General features: G+C 67.3%; 13 protein-coding genes. 11 read left to right on the top strand and 2 right to left on the bottom strand.

Going from position 1 to position 18715, the window contains the following annotated elements; translation table 11 throughout:
• Positions 1–163: 163 nt before the first annotated feature.
• Entirely contained in the window at positions 164–2611 is a 2448-nt protein-coding gene (locus tag NA12_RS24190; RefSeq protein WP_067455703.1) for an N-acetylmuramoyl-L-alanine amidase, read from the top strand.
• Between the two features lie 152 nt (positions 2612–2763).
• On the opposite strand, the gene NA12_RS24185 is transcribed toward NA12_RS24190, so the two are convergent.
• Positions 2764–3591 carry a Cof-type HAD-IIB family hydrolase gene (locus NA12_RS24185; RefSeq protein WP_067455696.1) on the bottom strand — a complete coding sequence of 276 codons (828 nt, stop codon included), beginning with the start codon at positions 3589–3591 and terminating at the stop codon, positions 2764–2766.
• A gap of 86 nt (positions 3592–3677) precedes the next feature.
• Here NA12_RS24185 and NA12_RS24180 point away from each other — a divergent pair, with 86 nt between their 5' ends.
• The 10 genes from NA12_RS24180 (at position 3678) to NA12_RS24135 (ending at position 16584) form a co-directional block, all read left to right on the top strand.
• Positions 3678–4655 (top strand): ABC transporter permease, encoded by a 978-nt coding sequence (locus NA12_RS24180; protein ID WP_067455689.1) that lies wholly within the window; start codon positions 3678–3680, stop codon positions 4653–4655.
• The gene (locus NA12_RS24175) at positions 4652–5620 is read left to right on the top strand and encodes an ABC transporter permease (protein WP_067455685.1); all 969 of its coding nucleotides are present in this window, start codon (positions 4652–4654) and stop codon (positions 5618–5620) included. Before NA12_RS24180 ends, NA12_RS24175 begins: the two co-directional genes overlap by 4 nt.
• A complete protein-coding gene (locus tag NA12_RS24170) occupies positions 5617–7461 on the top strand; it encodes an ABC transporter ATP-binding protein (protein ID WP_067455682.1) in 1845 nt (614 codons plus the stop codon). The genes NA12_RS24175 and NA12_RS24170 overlap by 4 nt, the downstream gene beginning before the upstream one ends.
• Positions 7462–7484: 23 nt before the next feature.
• Entirely contained in the window at positions 7485–9179 is a 1695-nt protein-coding gene (locus NA12_RS24165) for an ABC transporter family substrate-binding protein (RefSeq protein WP_371856019.1), read from the top strand.
• On the top strand, positions 9176–10867 hold the full coding sequence (locus NA12_RS24160; protein WP_067455677.1) for an ABC transporter family substrate-binding protein: 1692 nt from the start codon (positions 9176–9178) through the stop codon (positions 10865–10867). The genes NA12_RS24165 and NA12_RS24160 overlap by 4 nt, the downstream gene beginning before the upstream one ends.
• Positions 10868–11506: a hypothetical protein gene (locus NA12_RS24155; RefSeq protein WP_084473061.1), complete on the top strand. Its 639-nt coding sequence runs from the start codon at positions 10868–10870 to the stop codon at positions 11504–11506.
• Between the two features lie 113 nt (positions 11507–11619).
• Positions 11620–12357: a FadR/GntR family transcriptional regulator gene (locus NA12_RS24150; RefSeq protein ID WP_067455675.1), complete on the top strand. Its 738-nt coding sequence runs from the start codon at positions 11620–11622 to the stop codon at positions 12355–12357.
• A gap of 125 nt (positions 12358–12482) precedes the next feature.
• Positions 12483–13109: a sterol desaturase family protein gene (locus NA12_RS24145; RefSeq protein ID WP_067456004.1), complete on the top strand. Its 627-nt coding sequence runs from the start codon at positions 12483–12485 to the stop codon at positions 13107–13109.
• A gap of 230 nt (positions 13110–13339) precedes the next feature.
• On the top strand, positions 13340–14266 hold the full coding sequence (locus NA12_RS24140; RefSeq protein WP_067455673.1) for a DUF8832 domain-containing protein: 927 nt from the start codon (positions 13340–13342) through the stop codon (positions 14264–14266).
• 62 nt (positions 14267–14328) lie between these two features.
• Positions 14329–16584, top strand: coding sequence for a heavy metal translocating P-type ATPase (locus tag NA12_RS24135; protein ID WP_067455669.1), 2256 nt, complete (start codon positions 14329–14331; stop codon positions 16582–16584).
• Between the two features lie 56 nt (positions 16585–16640).
• Here the strand turns inward: NA12_RS24135 and NA12_RS24130 are convergent, their stop codons facing one another.
• Complete coding sequence (locus NA12_RS24130; protein ID WP_067455666.1) at positions 16641–18542, bottom strand: alkyl/aryl-sulfatase; 1902 nt, start codon at positions 18540–18542, stop codon at positions 16641–16643.
• Positions 18543–18715: the final 173 nt, after the last annotated feature.

The following is an 18715-nucleotide window of genomic DNA, read 5'->3' as shown; positions in this document are numbered from 1 at the left end:
CACATAAGTCTCGAGTACAGGTTGAGATGTGTGACGTATGTTAACTAGTGTGATGCGTGAGGTTAGAGGAAGCAAGCATCACATGCGCGGAAAAACACGAGCTCGACCCTGATAGGAGTCGCACGTGCGATACCGAAAGCCGAAACGTTCCTACGTGCTCCCAGTGGTTACGACCCTCGTTGTCGCCGCTCCGATCGGTGCGATCGCCCTGCGCGACTCGGCCGACTACCGCAGCGCGAACGATTCCCAGGTCGCGGCCGTGCCGACGCAGCTAGCCGAGGTCGCGCTCACCGCGATTCCCGACATCACGGTCCCGCTGCGCGACCTGACCGGCCTCGATCTGCCCGACCTGCACCTCGCGGACCTACGCATGTTGCAGCTGCCGAGCTCGATCCCGATTCCCCCGGGATTGCCGGTGCCCCCGGGCGTGGCGCTGCCCACGGAAATCCCGCTGCCGCAACTGCCGACGAAGACGCAGCCGACCCCGAAGGCCGCACCGGGTGCCGCGACACCCGAGGCCCCCGGGGCAGCGACGCCGCCTGCGCGCCCACCGGTCCCGAGCACGTCGGTCCCGACCGCGCCGCCCGCTCCTCCTCCCCCTCCCCCGGCGGCTCCCGCTCCGGGAGCGCCGGCACCCGGAGCGCCGGGAGGAGCACAGGCCCCGGCGGCTCCTGGCGCACCCGCCCCGGCCCCCGCCGCGCCTGCCCCAGCACAGGCAGCTCCGGCTCCGGGAGCTCCCGCTGAAGCCACGCCGCCGGGCGCACCCGTTCCGGCGGCGCCGGCCACCGGCACACCGATCCATCAAAGCCGTTCCGGCGGAGTCGCATTCATCGCCGACCCGGAGAACCTCGAACCCGGCACCACTCCCGAAACCCCCGCCCTCTCGCCGGGCGCGGTGGGCGCGGATGTCATCGACCAGGTGGGCGCGCAGGTCAAGGAACTCACCCAGGACACCCCGTTCAGCATGGTCGCCGTCACCGCCCGCGACATGGCGCACACCACCACCAAGCTGCGGGCTCGCCAGCTCGACGGCAACTGGGGTCCCTGGTACAGCGCCGATCCGGTCGAAACCAGGGCCACCGATCAGACCCCGGCCGACGTACCGACCGGCACCGAACCGATCTACGTCGGCGAGACCACCGCGGTGCAGATGCTGGTCACCCGTAAGCCCACCTCGGGTCCGGACCACGACCCGGCCCATCTCACCGATGCCGCGCTCAAGGCCGTCCTGATCAATCCGGGACGGGCCGCGATCGACGCCGCGCTCACCGATGTCGCCGCGGCGCTGCCCGGTGGCGGACCGAAGGTCATCACCCGCGCGCAGTGGGGCGCCGACGAATCGATCCGCTGCCAGGAACCCACCTACGACGACGGCGTCGGCGGCATCACCGTGCACCACACGGCCGGTCGCAACGACTACAGCCGCTCCGAATCCGCGGGCATCGTCCGCGCGATCTACGCCTATCACGCCGAAACGCTCGGCTGGTGCGACATCGGCTACAACGCCCTGGTCGACCAGTACGGCCAGATCTTCGAGGGCCGCTACGGTGGCCTCGATCGCGCGGTCCAGGGTGCGCACGCGGGCGGTTTCAACGAGAACACCGCGGGTGTGGCGCTGATGGGCAACTACGAGAACGAGGAGCCGAGCAACGAGTCGATCAACGCGATCGGCAAGTTCATCGGCTGGCGGGCCAAGCTCGCCGGGATCAATCCCAAGGGCATGACCACGATGTACTCCGAGGGCACGGAGTTCACCCCGTACGCCTACGACGAAGCGGTCGACCTGCCGGTGGTGTTCGCGCATCGCGATGTCGGCAATACCGACTGCCCCGGCGACGCCGCCTACGACCTGATGGATCGCATCCGTGGGATCGCGGCGGGCAATGCGGGCACCTACACCTCGCCGCCGACGGCGAGTCGTCCGCCCAGCCAGCTGGCGCGCGCGCCGCAGGGCAATATGGCCGAACTGGGCGCGATGGTGGACAGGTTCCTCGGCCTGTCCGCCGACAACGCGATCGCCAAGCACTGGGCGAGGAAGGGCGGGGTGGACGGCCCGCTCGGCGCACCGCAGTCGGACCTGATCTCGGGCGCGCAGGGCCGTCAGTACGCCAAATTCGCCAACGGTTTCGTCTACGCGGGCGATGACGGTCAGGTGTTCGAGGTGGTCGGCGCGATTCTCGACCGGTATCTGAGCCTCGGCGCCGACGCGGGCGTACTGGGCCTGCCGACTGCGGGTTCGTATGTCGTCCCGAACGGTCTTCGCACCGATTTCCAGCACGGTTCGCTGGTGCTCAATGAGCTCACGGGCATCGTCACGACGTTCTGGAAAACCTATGACGAGACCTACAAGCAGGAAATGAACGGTTCGCCGAAACCGGGTCGGACGCTCACCGCGCCGACCCTCGGACTGGCGATTCCGGCGCCTGCGCAGGCCGATCCGCCTGCCCCGCCTGCCGAACCGGCACCGGCCGAACCAGCACCGGCCGAACCGGTCCCCGCCGAATCGGCGCCGGCTGAACAGGCGCCGGCCGAACAACTCCCCCCTGAACAGATCCCCGTCGAACAGGTCCCGGCAGATCCGCCGGCTCCAGAACCCGCCCCGACCGGCTGATCCCGGTCACGGCGAAGAACAGCCGGTGCGCCCTCCGAGTGAGGGGCACCGGCTGTTTTATTGGAGCGCTGGCGCGCTCGAGCGGGGCCCTTCGGGGCCCTGAAGAGACTTACAGAAAGGCGCTCAGGTACTCGGAGTTCACGGAGCGCTGGTCAGCTCCACCAACGTTCCAGGACCATCGCTACACCGTGGTCGATATTGCTGCCGGTCACCTCGTCGGCCGCCGCCCTGGCCTCCGGATGCGCGTTTCCCATCGCGACGCCGTGTCCCGCCATCGACAGCATCGGTACATCGTTGGGCATATCGCCGAAGGCCACGATCGACGAGTGTTCGGCGCCGATCCGGCGCGCGACCTCGGCCAGCCCGGATGCCTTCGTCACCCGCGGCACCGCCAACTCGATCAGCCCGTTCTCGGTGGAGTAGGTGATCTCGGCGCGATCGCCGATGAGCGGAGCCAGGACCGCGCGCATGTCGGAACTGCGGGCCGAACTGAGCCGGATGAGCATCTTGATCGCGGGGGAGTCGATGACCTCGGCGTGCGAGACGACGGTGTCGTCGGGGTTGAGCCAGGCGTGTTCGTAGGTCGGCGAGCTGACGAACTGCTGCGTCACGGCGTCGTGCGCGCTGGCTCCGACCCGCTCGGTCGCCAGGCCGCAACCGGGTAGCGCGTGCTCGGCGACTTCGGCCAGCCAGCTCAGGGTCTCGACATCGAGGGTGTGGCTCGACAGCACCCGATCGGTGGCGCTGTCGTAGATCACCGCGCCGTTTCCGCAGATGGCCAGCGGTGCGTACCCGAGTTCGCTGACGACCGGGTCGATCCAGCGCGGCGGGCGACCGGTGGCGAGCACGAAGGTGGCGCCGTCGGCGACGAGGGCCCCGACGGCGGCCTTGGTGCGTGCCGAGATCTTGTCGGAGTGGTCGATCAGGGTGCCGTCGACGTCGCTGGCCACCAGCATCGGTTTCGGGTGCAGGTGCGTCATCCCATCTATCCTGCCGCACGTCGCCACACGGGGACGCCGGACTGTCCCTATGATCAGGGCCTGATCAACCGATCCAGAGGGGACTGATGACCGGCTTCCTGTTGCGGCGCACACTCAACTACGTTGTGCTCCTTCTGCTGGCATCATTCCTGACTTTCAGCCTCGCATCACTCACATTCAACCCGCTCGAGAGTCTGGAACAACGCAACCCGCGCCCACCGCAGTCGGTGATCGACGCGAAGGCCGACCAGTTGCATCTCGACGAGCCGATCCCACAGCGCTATCTCACCTGGCTCGGCGGCGTCGTGCAAGGGGATTTCGGGACCACCCTGGCCGGGCAGCCGGTGAGCGAGGAATTGGGCAGGCGGGTGGCGGTGAGTCTGCGGCTGCTGATTCTGGGTTCGGTGATCGGCACCGTACTCGGCGTGCTGATCGGTGCGGCGGGCGCGATCCGCCAGTACAGGTTCAGTGACTATTTCACGACGGTGCTGTCCCTGCTGATCATCTCGACGCCGATCTTCTTGCTGGCGACGCTGCTGAAATACGGTGCCCTGCAGATCAATACGATGGCCGGGACGCAGATCTTCCTCTACACCGGCGAAACCTCCGCCACGCAGGTCGACGGGTTCGGAAACCAGATACTCGACCGCGCACAGCATTTGGTGCTGCCCACCTTGGCGCTGGCGCTCGGCGCCATGGCGGGCTACAGCCGCTACCAGCGCAACGCCATGCTCGATGTGCTCGGCAGCGATTTCATCCGAACAGCCAGAGCCAAAGGCCTGACCCGCAATCACGCGCTCTACAAACACGGCCTGCGCACCGCGCTGATCCCGATGGCGACGCTGTTCGCCTACAGTCTCGGTGCGCTGATCACCGGCGCCACGTTCGTCGAGAAGATCTTCGGCTGGCACGGTGTCGGCGAATGGCTGGTCGACTCGATCAATGCCCAGGACCTGTACGTGGTGGTGACAGTGACGGCGTTCGCGGGCCTGGTGGTGCTGGTGTCGGGGTTGCTCTCCGATGTCGTCCTCGCCCTGCTCGACCCGAGGGTGCGTGTCTCATGACCGAAACCGAACTCATCGCCGTCGGCGCGCCCGAGATCGCGGCGGCCGGTCGCCGCAAACTGGTGTGGCGACGCTTCCTGCGCAACAAGCCCGCCGTGGTCGGCGCGGTGATCCTGGTGCTGATGTTCGTGGCCAGTTTCGCGCTTCCGCCGCTGCTGCCGTGGGACTACCAGCAGATGGACTACAAGGCGCTGCTGAAACCGCCGAGCCTCGAGCACCCGTTCGGGACCACTCAGATCGGTCAGGACGTCCTCGCCCAGACCATGCGCGGTCTGCAGAAGTCGCTGATCATCGGGTTCTGCGTGGCGATCTGCTCCAGCGTCATCGCCGCGACGGCGGGCGCGGTGGCCGGGCTGCTCGGCGGCTGGACCGACCGCGCGATCATGTGGTTCGTCGATCTGCTGCTGGTGGTCCCGAGCTTCATCATCATCGCGCTGTTCGCGCCGCGCACCAAGGGTTCCGGGTCGATCGCGATCCTGATCGTGCTGCTGAGCGTGTTCGGCTGGATGATCGCGGCCCGCATCATCCGCGGCCTCACCCTCAGTTTGCGTGACCGCGAATTCGTCCGCGCCGCACGGTACATGGGCGCGCCGACCCGCACGGTGATCCTCAGCCACATCATCCCGAACATCGCCTCGATCCTGATCATCGACACCACGCTGGCGGTCGGTGCGGCGATCAGCGCCGAAACAGGTTTGAGCTTCCTCGGTTTCGGTGTGCAGCCGCCGGATGTGTCGCTGGGTTCGCTGATCGCGGCGGGCACCAAATCCGCGCTCACCTACCCGTGGTTGTTCCTGTTCGCCGGTGGCCTGTTGATCGCGATCGTGTTGTCCGCCAACCTGGTCGGCGACGGTCTGCGTGACGCGTTCGACCCCGGCGCGCGGGGCGCTCGCAAGTCACGCAAGGAATCAGCCGAGCACAAGGACCAGGCGCAGGTGGAGCTGAAGAAAGCCGAGCAGCGATGACCGCGTCGACCGCACCCCTGCTCGAGGTCACCGACCTGCGGGTCTCCTTCCCCAGCGAGGAAGGCCGCGTCGAGGCGGTGCGCGGGGTGAACTACACGGTCGCCGACGGCGAGGTGCTCGCCATCGTCGGCGAGTCCGGTTCGGGCAAGTCGGTGTCCTCGCTGGCGGTGATCGGGCTGCTGCCGGACCAGGCGCGGGTGCAGGGATCGGTGCGCCTGCGCGGTCGCGAACTGCTCGGACTGGGCGACAAGCAGATGTCGAAGCTGCGCGGTTCCTCGATCAGCATGGTCTTCCAGGACCCGCTCTCCGCGCTCACCCCGGTGTATCGGGTCGGTGACCAGATCGCGGAAGCCCTACTCGCGCACGGCAAGATGAGCCGCAAGGATGCCGGGGAACGGGCGATCGAGCTGCTGGAACTCGTCGGTATCACCGACGCGAGGGCCCGCGCGAGGGCCTTCCCGCACGAGTTCTCCGGCGGGATGCGCCAGCGGGTGGTGATCGCCATGGCCATCGCCAACGATCCCGCCCTGATCATCTGCGACGAACCGACCACCGCGCTCGACGTGACGGTGCAGGCCCAGATCCTCGCGCTGTTGCGTCAGGCGCGCGATATCACCGGCGCGGGCGTCATCATGATCACCCACGATATGGGCATCGCGGCCACCGTCGCCGACCGGGTCGCGGTGATGTACGCGGGCAAGATGGTCGAAACCGCGCCGGTCACGGGGCTTTTCGCCGCGCCGCGCATGCCGTACACCGTCGGTCTGCTCGGTTCCATCCCGCGCATGGACGGCCCGCCGCGCACTCCGCTGATCCCGATCCTCGGCGCGCCACCGGCCATGCACGCCCTGCCGCCGGGTTGCTCGTTCGCGCCACGGTGCCCGGTCTCGATCGGCGACTGCACCGCCGCCGAACCCCCGTTGGAGAAGGTGAGCCCCGGTCACGCGGTCGCCTGCATTCGCACCGCCGAGGTCGGCACACACCAGCTCTTCGAGGCCTACCGCGAGGAGATCCCCACTCCAGCCCATCCCGACCGCACCGACGACAACGTGGTCCTGCGCGTCACCGACCTGGTGAAAACCTTCCCCCTCACCTCCGGCGTGCTGCTGCGCCGCCGTACCGGCGAGGTCCGCGCGGTCGACGGCATCAGTTTCTCCGTTCGCGCGGGCCGCACCCTGGCGCTGGTCGGCGAATCCGGTTCGGGCAAGTCGACCACCCTGTCGCAGATCATGGACCTGGCGCGGCCGCAGTCGGGCAGCATCGAGGTACTCGGCAACGACGTCGCCACCCTCACCAAGGCGCGCACCCGCGAGATCCGCCGCAAGATGCAGATCGTCTTCCAGGACCCCAGCTCCTCGCTCGACCCGCGCCTGCCGATCTTCGACGTCCTCGCCGAACCACTGCGCATCGACGGCCGGTCCCGCGACGAGGTGAACCGGCGGGTGCCGGAGTTGTTGCGCCAGGTCGGGTTACGTCCCGAGCACGCCGATCGCTACCCCTCGGATTTCTCCGGCGGCCAGAAACAGCGCATCAGCATCGCCCGCGCGCTGGCCCTGGACACCCAGCTGCTGGTCCTCGACGAACCCGTCTCTTCACTGGATGTGTCGATCCAGGCCGGCGTCCTCAATCTGCTGCGCGATCTCCAGGCCGAGCACGGATTGTCCTACCTGTTCGTCTCCCACGACCTGTCGGTGGTGCGCAACCTCGCCCACCACATCGCGGTGATGTTGCGGGGCAAGATCGTCGAATCGGGCCCGGCCGAGCGGATTTTCGCCGATCCTCAGCACGAGTACACGCGCTCGCTCATCGCGGCCGTCCCGGAACCCGTCGTCAGCGGCTGAACAGAGCCCGTCAAGGAGGCGCCATGAGAACCCGACGAATGCGAGCAGCCCGCACTGCCCGCCTGCGCTGTGCGGCCGTGGTGGTGGCCGCCGGGATGATATTGGCGGGCTGTGGGGGCGGCGACGAGTCGGCAGCCGGGTTGAGCGATGAGATCGGGTCGACCAGCGACATCAACCCCAAGAGCGTTGACGAACTGCGCGAGGGCGGCAATCTGCGCTTGGCGACCACCGCTTACCCCGCCAACTGGAACACCCTGTCCAACGACGGCAACAACGGCGAGATCGGCAATATCGTGCGCGCGATGCTGCCGCGATCGTACGAGATCGACGCGGCGGGCCAGCTCAGCGTCGACACCGATTTCTTCACCGATATCCAGCTCACCAGCACCGATCCGATGCGGGTGACGTATTCGATCAATCCGAAGGCGGTCTGGTCGGACGGTTCGCCGATCACCTGGGAGGATCTGGCCGCCCAGGCGCACGCGCTGAGCGGACGCGACAAGAGCTATCTGATCGCGATCACCAACGGTTTCGAATTCGTCGACAAGGTGGAGCGCGGCGCCGACGACCAGCAGGCCGTCCTCACCTTCAGCAAGCCCTACGCCGACTGGCGCGGCCAGTTCGCCGGCAACTCCGCCCTCTATCCGAAGTCGGTGACCAGCACGCCCGAGGCCTTCAATACCGGCCTCGCGGATGCGATCACGCTCACCGCGGGCCCGTTCATCGTCAGCGCCACCGACCGTGGCCAGGGCCGGATCACCCTCGGCCGCAACCCTAAATGGTGGGGCGACAGACCCGTTCTCGACACCATCACCTACAGCGTGCTCGACTCGACGGCGTGGGTCCAGGCGTTGCAGAACAACGAGATCGACCTCATTCGCCTGACCACCCTCGATGATGTGAAGACGGTGCGCGGCACCGAGGGGCTCGTGGTGCGCCGCGCTCCCGGCAATCGCTGGCGCCACCTTACCTTCAACGGCGCACCCGGCTCGATTCTGGCCGAAGAGGGTGTGCGCGTAGCCATCTCGAAAGCGATCGACCGCCAGGGGATCGTCAACGCGATGCAATACGGGTTGGTCGAGAACCCGAAACCGCTCAACAACCACGTTTTCCTCCAGGGCCAGAAGGGCTACCAGGACAACAGTCTCGGCTTCGACCCCGCCGCCGCGGCCGCGCAACTCGACGCACTCGGCTGGAAACTCAACGGCGAGGTGCGCGAAAAGGACGGCCGGAAACTGGTCATCCGCGACGTCATGTACAACGACCCCACCTGGGTGCAGATCGCGCAGATCATCCAGCAGAACCTGGCCGCCATCGGCGTGCAGCTCAACATCGACACCAAGCCCGCCGCCGGGCTGTTCACCGATGTCATCCAGCCGGGCGACTTCGACGCCGCCCAGTACATCTACGAGGGCGATCCCTTCCCGCTGAGCAGCATTCGCCAGGTCTACTACTACGACCCCACCGACCTCCAGGCCAACTACGGCCGCATCGGCTCCCCCGAACTCAACGCGCTCATCGAACGGACCCTCACCGAACTGGACCCACAGAAATCCATCGAGCTGGCGAACCAGGTCGACCGCGCGGTCTTCGAAGAAGGCCACTCCCTGCCCCTGATGCAGTCCGACGGCAGCTTCGGCGCCCGCACCACCCTCGCCAATATCGGCTCCCCCGGGCTGGCCACCTACGACTACACCAAGATCGGATTCACGAAATGACCACAGTTACTGACTCCGGGCGCTTACGCCTGGCCGGTTTCCGCATCGCGGCACCAGTTCTCGCCTTGACGTTGGTGCTGGGCGGTTGTGGGTCCGACAGTGACGTGCAGGCGGGTTCGAGCACCATCGGCGCGATCAACGACATCAATCCGCAGGACCGCGACGCCGTGCAAGAAGGCGGCAATCTCCGGTTGGCCATTCCCGGATTCCCGCCGACGTTCAACAGCAGCCACGTCGATTCGGACGGCTACGTCAACGATGTGGTCGGCTGGACGATTCCCGGCACCCTCACTTCCGACGCCGCCGGAAATCTCACGACCGACACCAACTACTACACGTCCGTCGAGCTGACCAACACCAACCCGCAGACGATCACCTACACGATCAACCCGAAGGCGGTGTGGTCGGACGGTTCCCCGATCACGTGGAACGATCTGCGGTCCCAGGTCGCGGCGCTGAGCGGGCGCGACCCCGCTTTCAAGGTGTCGGCGACCCAGGCCTACAGCAGTGTCGACAAGGTCGAACGCGGGGTCGACGACCGGCAGGCGATCGTCACCTTCGCCGAGCACTACGCGGAGTGGAAGGGTCTGTTCAACCCGCTCTATCCCGCGCAGAGCACCGCGACACCGCAGGCTTTCGACGAGCTGTACCGCAACGACATGCCGTTGTCGGCGGGCCCGTTCATGATCACGACGGTCGACCGCGCCCAGCAGCGGATCGTCCTGAGCCGCAACCCGAGATGGTGGGGTGAGACGCCCAAGCTCACCAATGTCACCTACAGCATCCTCGATCAGTCCGCACAGCTCAGCGCACTACAGAACAACGAACTCGACGCCGTCGACTACCTGAGCACCATCGACGAGATCAAGACCGCCACGAATTCACCCGGCATCCAGGTGCGGCGCGCCCCGGCCAATCGGTTCTCCCACATCACCTTCAACGGCGCTCCCGGCGCCCTGCTGTCGGATCCGAAACTGCGGATCGCGATCTCCAAGGGCATCAATCGGCAGGTGATCGCGACGGCCATCCAGAACGGCCTGGTCACCGACCCGAAACCATTGAACAACCACCTGTACCTCGTCGGGCAGACCGGGTTCGAGGACAATGCCGAGTCGGTCGCGTTCGACCCCGCGGCGGCGGCCCGCATGCTCGATGAGCTGGGCTGGAAACTCAACGGCGATGTCCGGGAGAAGGACGGCCGCAAGCTCGAGATCCGCGACGCGATGGCTCAGAACGATGTTCAGATCCAGACCGCGACGATCGTGCAGCAGAACCTCGCGGAGATCGGGGTCAAGCTGATCATCGAAACCTACCCCGGCACCAACTTCTTCACCGGCGTCATCGATCCCGGTAACTTCGATCTCGCTCAATTCGCCTGGCAGAAAAGCATTTTCCCACTCGGCGCGCTGCCCCAGATCTACGCCTACGATCCGGCGAACATCCTGAGCAACTACGGCAGAATCGGTTCCCCCGAACTCAACGCGCTGATCGAGGAGACCATCGCCGAACTCGATCCGCAGAAGGCGATCGAGCTGGCCAACAAGGCCGACCGCATGATCTTCGAAGAGGGCTTCTCGCTGCCGATCGTGCAGTCCGCCGGGGCGACCGGCGTGCGCGCGAATCTGGCGAACTACGGCGCTTTCGGCCTCGCCTCGGCCGACTACACCAACATCGGCTTCACCAAGTAGGTGCGCGCACTCACCTATCCGCTGCTCGTCACGGGCGGCACCCTCGCGGTCGTCGCCGCGTGGGTGCCGTTCGCGGATGTCGATCAGTTGAGCGGGCTCGCCGTGGTCGCGCTCGCTGTACTCGCCTATACCGCTTACCAATCGGGGCTCGCGTTCGGCGTTCTCCCGACGGGGCTCGTGGCGACCGGAACGGTGCTCGGTAAGCGGGTTCGGCAGCAGTATCGGCTGGTCAGCCGGTCGTGGTTGGAGATCAGCAGCGGGGATCGGCTGGTGTGGCAGCCCGTTTTCTACGACCCGGCCCTGTCCTCGCTCACTCCGACCGAGCTGGAACTCACCGGCCGCGCGATCCTCGACGAACGTCCTGCGGCATCGGCCCGCTTCTACCCTTCGGGTCGAGTTCGCACCACCGAGCCCTCGGGAAAACTCATCGACAACCCCACCCGGGCGACCGATCCGCCCGCGTACGGGATCTCCCGTCGACTGGTCCTCGACCTCCAGCCCGCGGTCGGCGCACCGCTGGTCGGCCTGCTCTGGGTCTATGTCATGAACGGCGGTCTCGGCGCGTTCGTCGCCGCAACCACGGTCGCCGCTGCCGCCGCCACCTGGCTTTCCGCCATCCGGGGCTCCGACCCCAGCTGACCTGGGCACTCGGCCGTTTCCGCTCGACTGATTCTCACCTCGACGCCGAGACGTCCACAATCAACTGGTCTGACCACTTGACCTCTTACCGCTGAGAGCGCAGTATCAGGGGTATGGCATGGACTCCTGTGGTGAAGCGCTCGGTTTCCGGTGATGTGTTCGAGCAGATCGCCGCCGAAGTGCTGGGCGGGGAGTTGACGGCGGGCAGCACCTTGCCGAGTGAGCGGCAGTTGGCCGAAGCGTTGGGAGTGTCGCGGCCCGCGGTGCGGGAGGCATTGCAGCGGTTGGCCGCGGCGGGGCTGGTCGCCGTTCGGCAAGGTGAGGCGACGACCGTGCTCGACTATCGGCGCAGCGCCGGGCTGGAGGTGCTGCCGCGACTGCTGCTTCGGGGTGATTCGATCGACCCCGCGGTCGCGCGCAGCATTCTCGAGGCTCGGTTGCACAACGGGCCCAAGATCGCCGAGCTCGCCGCCGCTCGGGTTCGATCGCGAGGTACCGCCGAGCCGCGCATCGGAAGCGAGCTCGCACTGCTCGGCGAATCCGTCGATTCCCTTGTCGCCGAATCCGATCCACTCGCCCAGCAGCGGATCGCCCTCGAATTCTGGGATCACATCCTCGACCTCGCCGATTCGATCGCCTTCCGGCTGATGTATTCCATGCTGCGCGCCGCCTACGAACCCGCCCTGGCCGCGCTGGCGCCGATCATGTCCGCCGAGGTGGGCAATGGCGACGCCTATCGAGACCTGGCCGCCGCGATCACCGCGGGTGCGCCGGAACGGGCCGCCGACACCGCCCGAGCACTGCTCGAGCCGGCGACCACCGCCCTGATCCATGCCCTCGACGGGCCATGATCCACCCGAGGAATGACATGACCGATCACCGTCCGACAACGACGTCGCACGACTCCGAGCGATCCCGTGCGACCGGAACCCACCGAACCCCCGACCGCGGCTCACCGCGGGCGATCCGGCGCAGTATGTCCCTGAGCGAGGCGGCCCGCGAGTTCCTCCGGCATCCGTCGCCCTGGATGATCGCCGCGGTCTTCGTGGTCGCGGCGAGCACCCGCGTCGCCATCGGCGACTGGCAGCTCACCGATGCCCTTGTCCCCGTGGTGATCCTGGCCGCGTTCCCGCTCGTCGAGTGGATCATCCATGTCACCGTGCTGCACTGGCGCCCACGACACCTCGGCCCGCTGACCATCGACAGTGAGCTGGCGCGCAAACACCGCGAGCACCACGTGGACCCGCGCGACATCCCGCTGATCTTCATCCCGCCCAAGTCGCTACTGCTCACAATCGTCGCCCTGGTCGCGATCGCCCTGCTCGCCTTCCCCCGCACCGCCCTCGGCCTCACCTTCCTGCTCACCATCACCACCCTCGGCCTGCTCTACGAGTGGACCCACTACCTGATCCACACCGACTACAAGCCGAAACACGCGCTGTACCGGGCGATTTGGCGAAACCACCGCCACCACCACTACAAGAACGAGCACTACTGGTTCACCGTGACCACCTCCGGCACCGCCGACCGCCTCCTCGGCACCGCCCCGGACCCGGCCACGACACCGACCTCCCCCACGGCGCGCAACCTCCACGCAGGCTAGCTCCGAGGCGTCACCTCGGGGCAGTACGCAGACCCGGCTCGCACCATCACGCGAGCCGGGTTTTCGCTTGCCGCGAGGACGGCGCCGACAGCCGTTTGACAAAATACCCTAGGGGGGTATGGTAACAATCAGCGGCGGACCACAGCGGTTCCGTGGTCACCACCGGCCGCCGACGCCAGTCACCTCGATCGGCTTCCAACTCGCCGACTGAACGGATACGGAGCATCGCGATGAACGCAACAGGCAAGTTCGCCGGATTCGTCCTCGGCCTCGCGGCGGTCTTCGGGATCGCGCTGACCGTCGGCGCTGTTGTCGGTCCGGAACCGTCCGAGTCGGCCGGGCACGACGAGCACTCGACCGGGGCAGCGGCGTCCGAATTCCCCGGCGGCCTGCTCGCTACCGATCAGGGCTACACGCTCGCGTTGGACAAGCCGAACACCACTACCGCGCCGCAGTCGCCGACGAGTTTTCGCATTCTCGACGCGAACGGCGCACCGGCGACCCGGTACGTGAACAGCCACGACAAGGACCTGCACCTGATCGTGGTTCGCCGCGACCTGGCGGCCTTCCAGCACGTCCACCCGGTCCTGGATCCGGCCGGGACCTGGACCGTGCCGCTGGACCTCAGCCGCGCCGGCGACTACCGGGTCTACGCCGACTTCACCCCCGCGGGCGGGTCGAACCTGACGCTCGGCGCCGATCTGCGGGTGGCGGGTAACTACGACGTGCAGGCGCTGCCCGCGCCCGCCGCCACCGCGCGGGTCGGCGAGTACACGGTCGCGCTGAACGGCACGGTCACTCCGGGCGCCGCGTCGAAGGTGACGCTCTCGGTCAACCGCGAAGGCACTCCGGTCACCGACCTCCAGCCCTACCTCGGCGCCTACGGTCATCTGGTAGCCCTGCGCGCCGCCGACCTCGCCTACCTGCACGTTCACCCGGAAGGCACGCCCGGCGACGGCGTCACCCCCGCCGGACCGGGCATCGATTTCATCGTGAACGCACCGAGCGCGGGCGACTACCGCCTGTTCCTCGACTTCCAGCACCAGGGCGTGGTGCGAACCGCGGAGTTCACCGTGCGGGTCGCCGCGCCCGATGCCGCCGGTGCGAGCACCCCGGCCCCGCCCGCCGACCACGGCACGCCCGGCCACGGCCACTGACCCCACCTGTCTCACCCGCTGTCACTCAGCGAGAATTGCTATCAGGAACAAAGGAGCACCCCATGACCACCGTGACACACCCACCGGGCACCGGCCAGGTAGAACTGGTGATCGGTGGCATGACCTGCGCTTCCTGCGCGAACCGGATCGAGAAGAAGCTCAACAAGCTCGACGGGGTCACCGCCACGGTCAACTACGCGACCGAGAAGGCGCGCGTCGACTTCACCGGTGACGTCTCCCCCGAGGCGCTGATCGCCACCGTCGAACAGGCCGGTTACACCGCGGCACTGCCCGCACCGAAGCAGCCAGAGACCGAACAGGCGCCGATCGCCGAAGCCGACCCGACCGCCTCGCTGCGCACCCGGCTGATCGTGTCGGCAGTGCTCACCGTGCCGGTGATCGCGATGGCGATGATTCCCGCGTTGCAGTTCACCAACTGGCAGTGGCTCTCGCTCACGCTGGCCGCGCCGGTCGTGGTCTGGGGCGCGCTGCCCTTCCACCGGGCCGCGTTGACCAATCTGCGGCACGGCACCGCCACCATGGACACGCTCGTGTCGATGGGCACGCTCGCCGCGTTCGGCTGGTCGCTGTACGCCCTGTTCTGGGGCACGGCGGGCACGCCGGGAATGACGCACCCGTTCGAGTTCACCATCGCGCGGATGGACGGCACCGGCAGCATCTACCTCGAAGCGGCGGCGGGCGTGACCACGTTCATCCTGGCCGGGCGGTACTTCGAGGCGCGATCGAAGCGACGGGCGGGCGCCGCGCTGAAGGCACTGCTCGAGCTCGGCGCGAAGGATGTCGCGGTGCTTCGCGGCGGCGTCGAGACGCGAATTCCGGTGGAGGAGTTGGCTGTCGGTGACGAGTTCATCGTGCGACCGGGCGAGAAGATCGCCACCGACGGTGTGATCACCGAGGGCACGTCCGCGGTCGACGCGTCCATGCTGACCGGCGAGTCGGTGCCGGTGGAGGTCGGCGTCGACGACGACGTCACCGGCGCTACCGTGAATGTCGGCGGACGACTCGTGGTGCGCGCCACCCGGATCGGCGCCGACACCCAACTCGCCCAGATGGCGCGGCTCGTGGAAGACGCGCAGACCGGCAAGGCGCAGGCCCAGCGACTGGCCGACCGGATCTCGGGCATCTTCGTCCCGATCGTCATCGCGCTCGCCGTCGCCACGCTCGGATTCTGGCTCGGCACCGGCGGTTCCGTCGCCGCGGCCTTCACGGCGGCCGTGGCGGTGCTGATCATCGCCTGCCCCTGCGCCCTCGGCCTGGCCACCCCGACCGCGCTGATGGTCGGCACCGGACGCGGCGCGCAGCTCGGCATCCTGATCAAGGGACCCGAGGTGCTCGAATCCACCCGCCTGGTCGACACCATCGTGCTCGACAAGACCGGCACCGTCACCACCGGCAAGATGACGCTGCTCGACGTGATTCCCGCCGAGGGCGAACTGGGCAGCACCGTGCTGGAACTCGCCGGTGCGCTGGAGGATTCGTCGGAACACCCGATCGCGCAGGCGATCGCCAAGGGCGCGCGCGACGAGTTCGGCACACTGTCGCAGGTGGAGGGATTCGCCAATGTCGAGGGCCTCGGGGTGCAGGGCGTGGTCGACGGGCACGCGGTGATCGTCGGCCGGGCTCGGCTGCTGGCCGACTGGTCGCAGGCGCTCGACGAGAAGCTGGAAACCGCACTGGCACAAGCGGAATCGGCGGGCAGGACGGCGGTCGCCGTCGGCTGGGACGGTAAGGCGCGCGGTGTGCTGGTCGTCGCCGACGCGGTGAAGCCGAGCTCGGCGCGGGCCATCGCGCAGTTCCGTGAACTCGGGCTGACACCCATCCTGCTCACCGGCGACAACGCCCGCGCGGCCCGCGCCATCGGCGACGAGGTCGGCATCGCCGAGGTGATCGCCGAGGTGCTCCCACAGGACAAGGTCGACACCGTCAAGCGGTTGCAGGCCGAGGGCAAGGTCGTCGCCATGGTCGGCGACGGCGTCAACGACGCGGCCGCGCTGGCTCAGGCCGACCTCGGCCTGTCGATGGGCACCGGCGCCGACGTGGCCATCGAGGCCAGCGATCTCACCCTCGTTCGCGGCGACCTGCGCGCCGCCGCCGACGCGATCCGCCTGTCGCGGCGCACCCTGGCCACCATCAAGGGCAACCTGTTCTGGGCCTTCGCCTACAACGTGGCCGCCATCCCGCTGGCCATGGCGGGGCTGCTCAACCCGATGCTGGCCGGCGCCGCCATGGCGTTCAGCTCGGTGTTCGTGGTGAGCAACAGCCTGCGGCTGCGTCGGTTCAAGTCCACCGCGCAGTAGCGGAACAGACCGAGGGGCGGCACCACACGGTGTCGCCCCTTCGGTATTTCCACGGTTCAGGGGGTGACGATATTGAAGGCCGGGTCGAATTCGTCGAGCACGCCACCCAGCGTCGAGAGCTGGCCGCGGTCGCCGTCGAGGGTGATCTCGCCCGCGTCGGCGAGCTGATCGGCCGACTCCGGTTTCAGCAGCACCGCGACCAGCAACGCCTTCGGCCCCGCGACGTTCAGCAGCGCGTCCGCCGACCGGCCGCGCCGCGCGTTGAGCACGCCGCGACGAATCCACATCGTCCACTGCTCACCCGCATCGGTGAAATCCAGATTCATCCGCACCTCGATATCGGCCGCCTTCTCACCGATAACGTGCACGGAGACGAAGTCGAAGAGAATATCGATCGGCATCGCCAGAATCGAATCCCGGCTCGCCGTGGTGTACGGCGGCGGCTGGGTACCGGCGCGCAATTCCAATGCGGCGGAAAGGAAGACACCGCGCCACTGCGGCCCCTCGGCTTGATAGCCCATCTGCTCGTAGGCATCGGCCTGTAAGTCCTTGGCGCGCTGGTTGTCCGGCTGGGCGAAGACCAGATTGTGCAGGATCTCGGCGGCCCAGCGATAGTCCGCCGCGGCGATCGCCCGCTCCCCCTCGGCGAGAATCTTGTCCGCACCGGCGAATTCGACGAAGCGCCGGGCGGACTCCACCGGCGGATGCGGATGCAGCGACACCGGATCGCCGTCCCACATACCCAGTTCCTTGGTGTACACCGCGCGCACATCGTGGTGCAGGGTGCCGTGGTAGCCGCGGTTGGCCCAGTTACGGCCGAGCTCTTCGGGCAGTTCGATCACTTCGGCCGCCTCGAGCGGCGTGTAGCCCTTGTTCGCCAATCGCAGGGCCTGGTCGTGAATGTATTTGTACGTGTCGCGCTGGGATTCGATGAAGGCGGTGATGGTGTCGTTGCCCCATACCGGCCAGGTGTGCGGGCCGTAGTGCACCTGCGCCTCGTCGCCCCAGCGTTCCAGCGTCTCGTCGAGATAGCGGGCGAAATTGCGGGCGTCGCGGGTGCGCGCACCGCGCAGGGTCTGGATGTTGTGCAACGAATGATTGGCGTTCTCGGCGCAGGTCAGCGCCTTCAGGTGCGGAATCCAGATGTGCATCTCCTCGGGCGCCTCGGTGTCGGGGGCATAGAGGAACTCGAATTCGATACCGGCGATCTCGCGCTTGGCGCCGGTCTCGGTGATGAGGTCGGTCGGCGAAATATAGGAGACAGCAGGACCTTTCGTTGCCGCTACGCCGATGCCGCAGGTGATGTGTCCGAGCGGGTTCTTCGGCAGCAGACCACCGAATGCGTAGAAGCTGCGGCGTGCCATGGCATTACCGGCGACCACGTTCTCACCGATGGCGTACTTGTCGAATTGGTGGCCCGGCGCGATGATCGGCACCTTGCCCGAGGCCACGTCGTCGGCCGACACCACACCCTTCACTCCGCCGTAGTGGTCGATGTGGGTGTGGGTGTAGATCACCGCCGCCACCGGCTTGTCGGTGATGTGCTCGCGGATCATCTTCATACTCTGCTCGGCGGACTCCACCCCGGCCATGCAATCGACGACCACGATCCCGTCGTCACCCTCGATCACCGTCAGGTTGGCGATATCGTTGTTGCGTACCTGGTAGATGCCCTTGGTCACCTCGTAGAGGCCGCCGAGTGAGATCAGCTGGGACTGACGCCACAGGCTCGGGTTGACCGAGTCCGGGCACGGGGCGTCCTCGGTGAGGTAGGCGAGTTCCTCCGGGTCGTAGACCACCTTGTCGGGGTCGGCGTCGGAGTACACGAGACCGGGCAGCTCGGCGATCAGACCGCGCCGCGCATCGGTGAAATCGGCTCGGTTGTCCATGTCGTAGCGTTCGGTGGCGGCGACGTTGGCCGCCACCGTCGCCGCGCTCGGATCCTTGGCCTGGCACATGGGAATCCCTCCGCTCGGTTCGAGACGCTCGGTATCGAGCTTGCTCGCGCAACCCGGGCGCGGGGATCACCCGATACGGGTGAAGCGACCGCTCAGAACAGCGTCTGGGCGTCGGTCGAGAAGGTGAAGCCGTGGCCGCCACAAGCGGCTGGGTGGACAATCGAATCGGGGGG

Origin of the sequence: Nocardia alba NBRC 108234 (assembly GCF_001612665.1) — a bacterium.
In the GTDB taxonomy this organism is placed as follows: Bacteria; Actinomycetota; Actinomycetes; order Mycobacteriales; family Mycobacteriaceae; genus Nocardia; species Nocardia alba.
Note: the sequence above shows the minus strand (reverse complement) of the source record. Positions and strands in the feature narration are given on the sequence as shown.

Bases quoted from the DNA above. Each gene is read 5' to 3' on its own strand.
- NA12_RS24185 (WP_067455696.1), bottom strand. From the start codon at position 3,591: ATGACGCACCTGCACCCGAAACCGATGCTGGTGGCCAGCGACGTCGAC.
- NA12_RS24180 (WP_067455689.1), top strand. From the start codon at position 3,678: ATGACCGGCTTCCTGTTGCGGCGCACACTCAACTACGTTGTGCTCCTT.
- NA12_RS24175 (WP_067455685.1), top strand. From the start codon at position 4,652: ATGACCGAAACCGAACTCATCGCCGTCGGCGCGCCCGAGATCGCGGCG.
- NA12_RS24170 (WP_067455682.1), top strand. From the start codon at position 5,617: ATGACCGCGTCGACCGCACCCCTGCTCGAGGTCACCGACCTGCGGGTC.
- NA12_RS24165 (WP_371856019.1), top strand. From the start codon at position 7,485: ATGAGAACCCGACGAATGCGAGCAGCCCGCACTGCCCGCCTGCGCTGT.
- NA12_RS24160 (WP_067455677.1), top strand. From the start codon at position 9,176: ATGACCACAGTTACTGACTCCGGGCGCTTACGCCTGGCCGGTTTCCGC.
- NA12_RS24150 (WP_067455675.1), top strand. From the start codon at position 11,620: ATGGCATGGACTCCTGTGGTGAAGCGCTCGGTTTCCGGTGATGTGTTC.
- NA12_RS24145 (WP_067456004.1), top strand. From the start codon at position 12,483: ATGTCCCTGAGCGAGGCGGCCCGCGAGTTCCTCCGGCATCCGTCGCCC.
- NA12_RS24140 (WP_067455673.1), top strand. From the start codon at position 13,340: ATGAACGCAACAGGCAAGTTCGCCGGATTCGTCCTCGGCCTCGCGGCG.
- NA12_RS24135 (WP_067455669.1), top strand. From the start codon at position 14,329: ATGACCACCGTGACACACCCACCGGGCACCGGCCAGGTAGAACTGGTG.
- NA12_RS24130 (WP_067455666.1), bottom strand. From the start codon at position 18,542: ATGTGCCAGGCCAAGGATCCGAGCGCGGCGACGGTGGCGGCCAACGTC.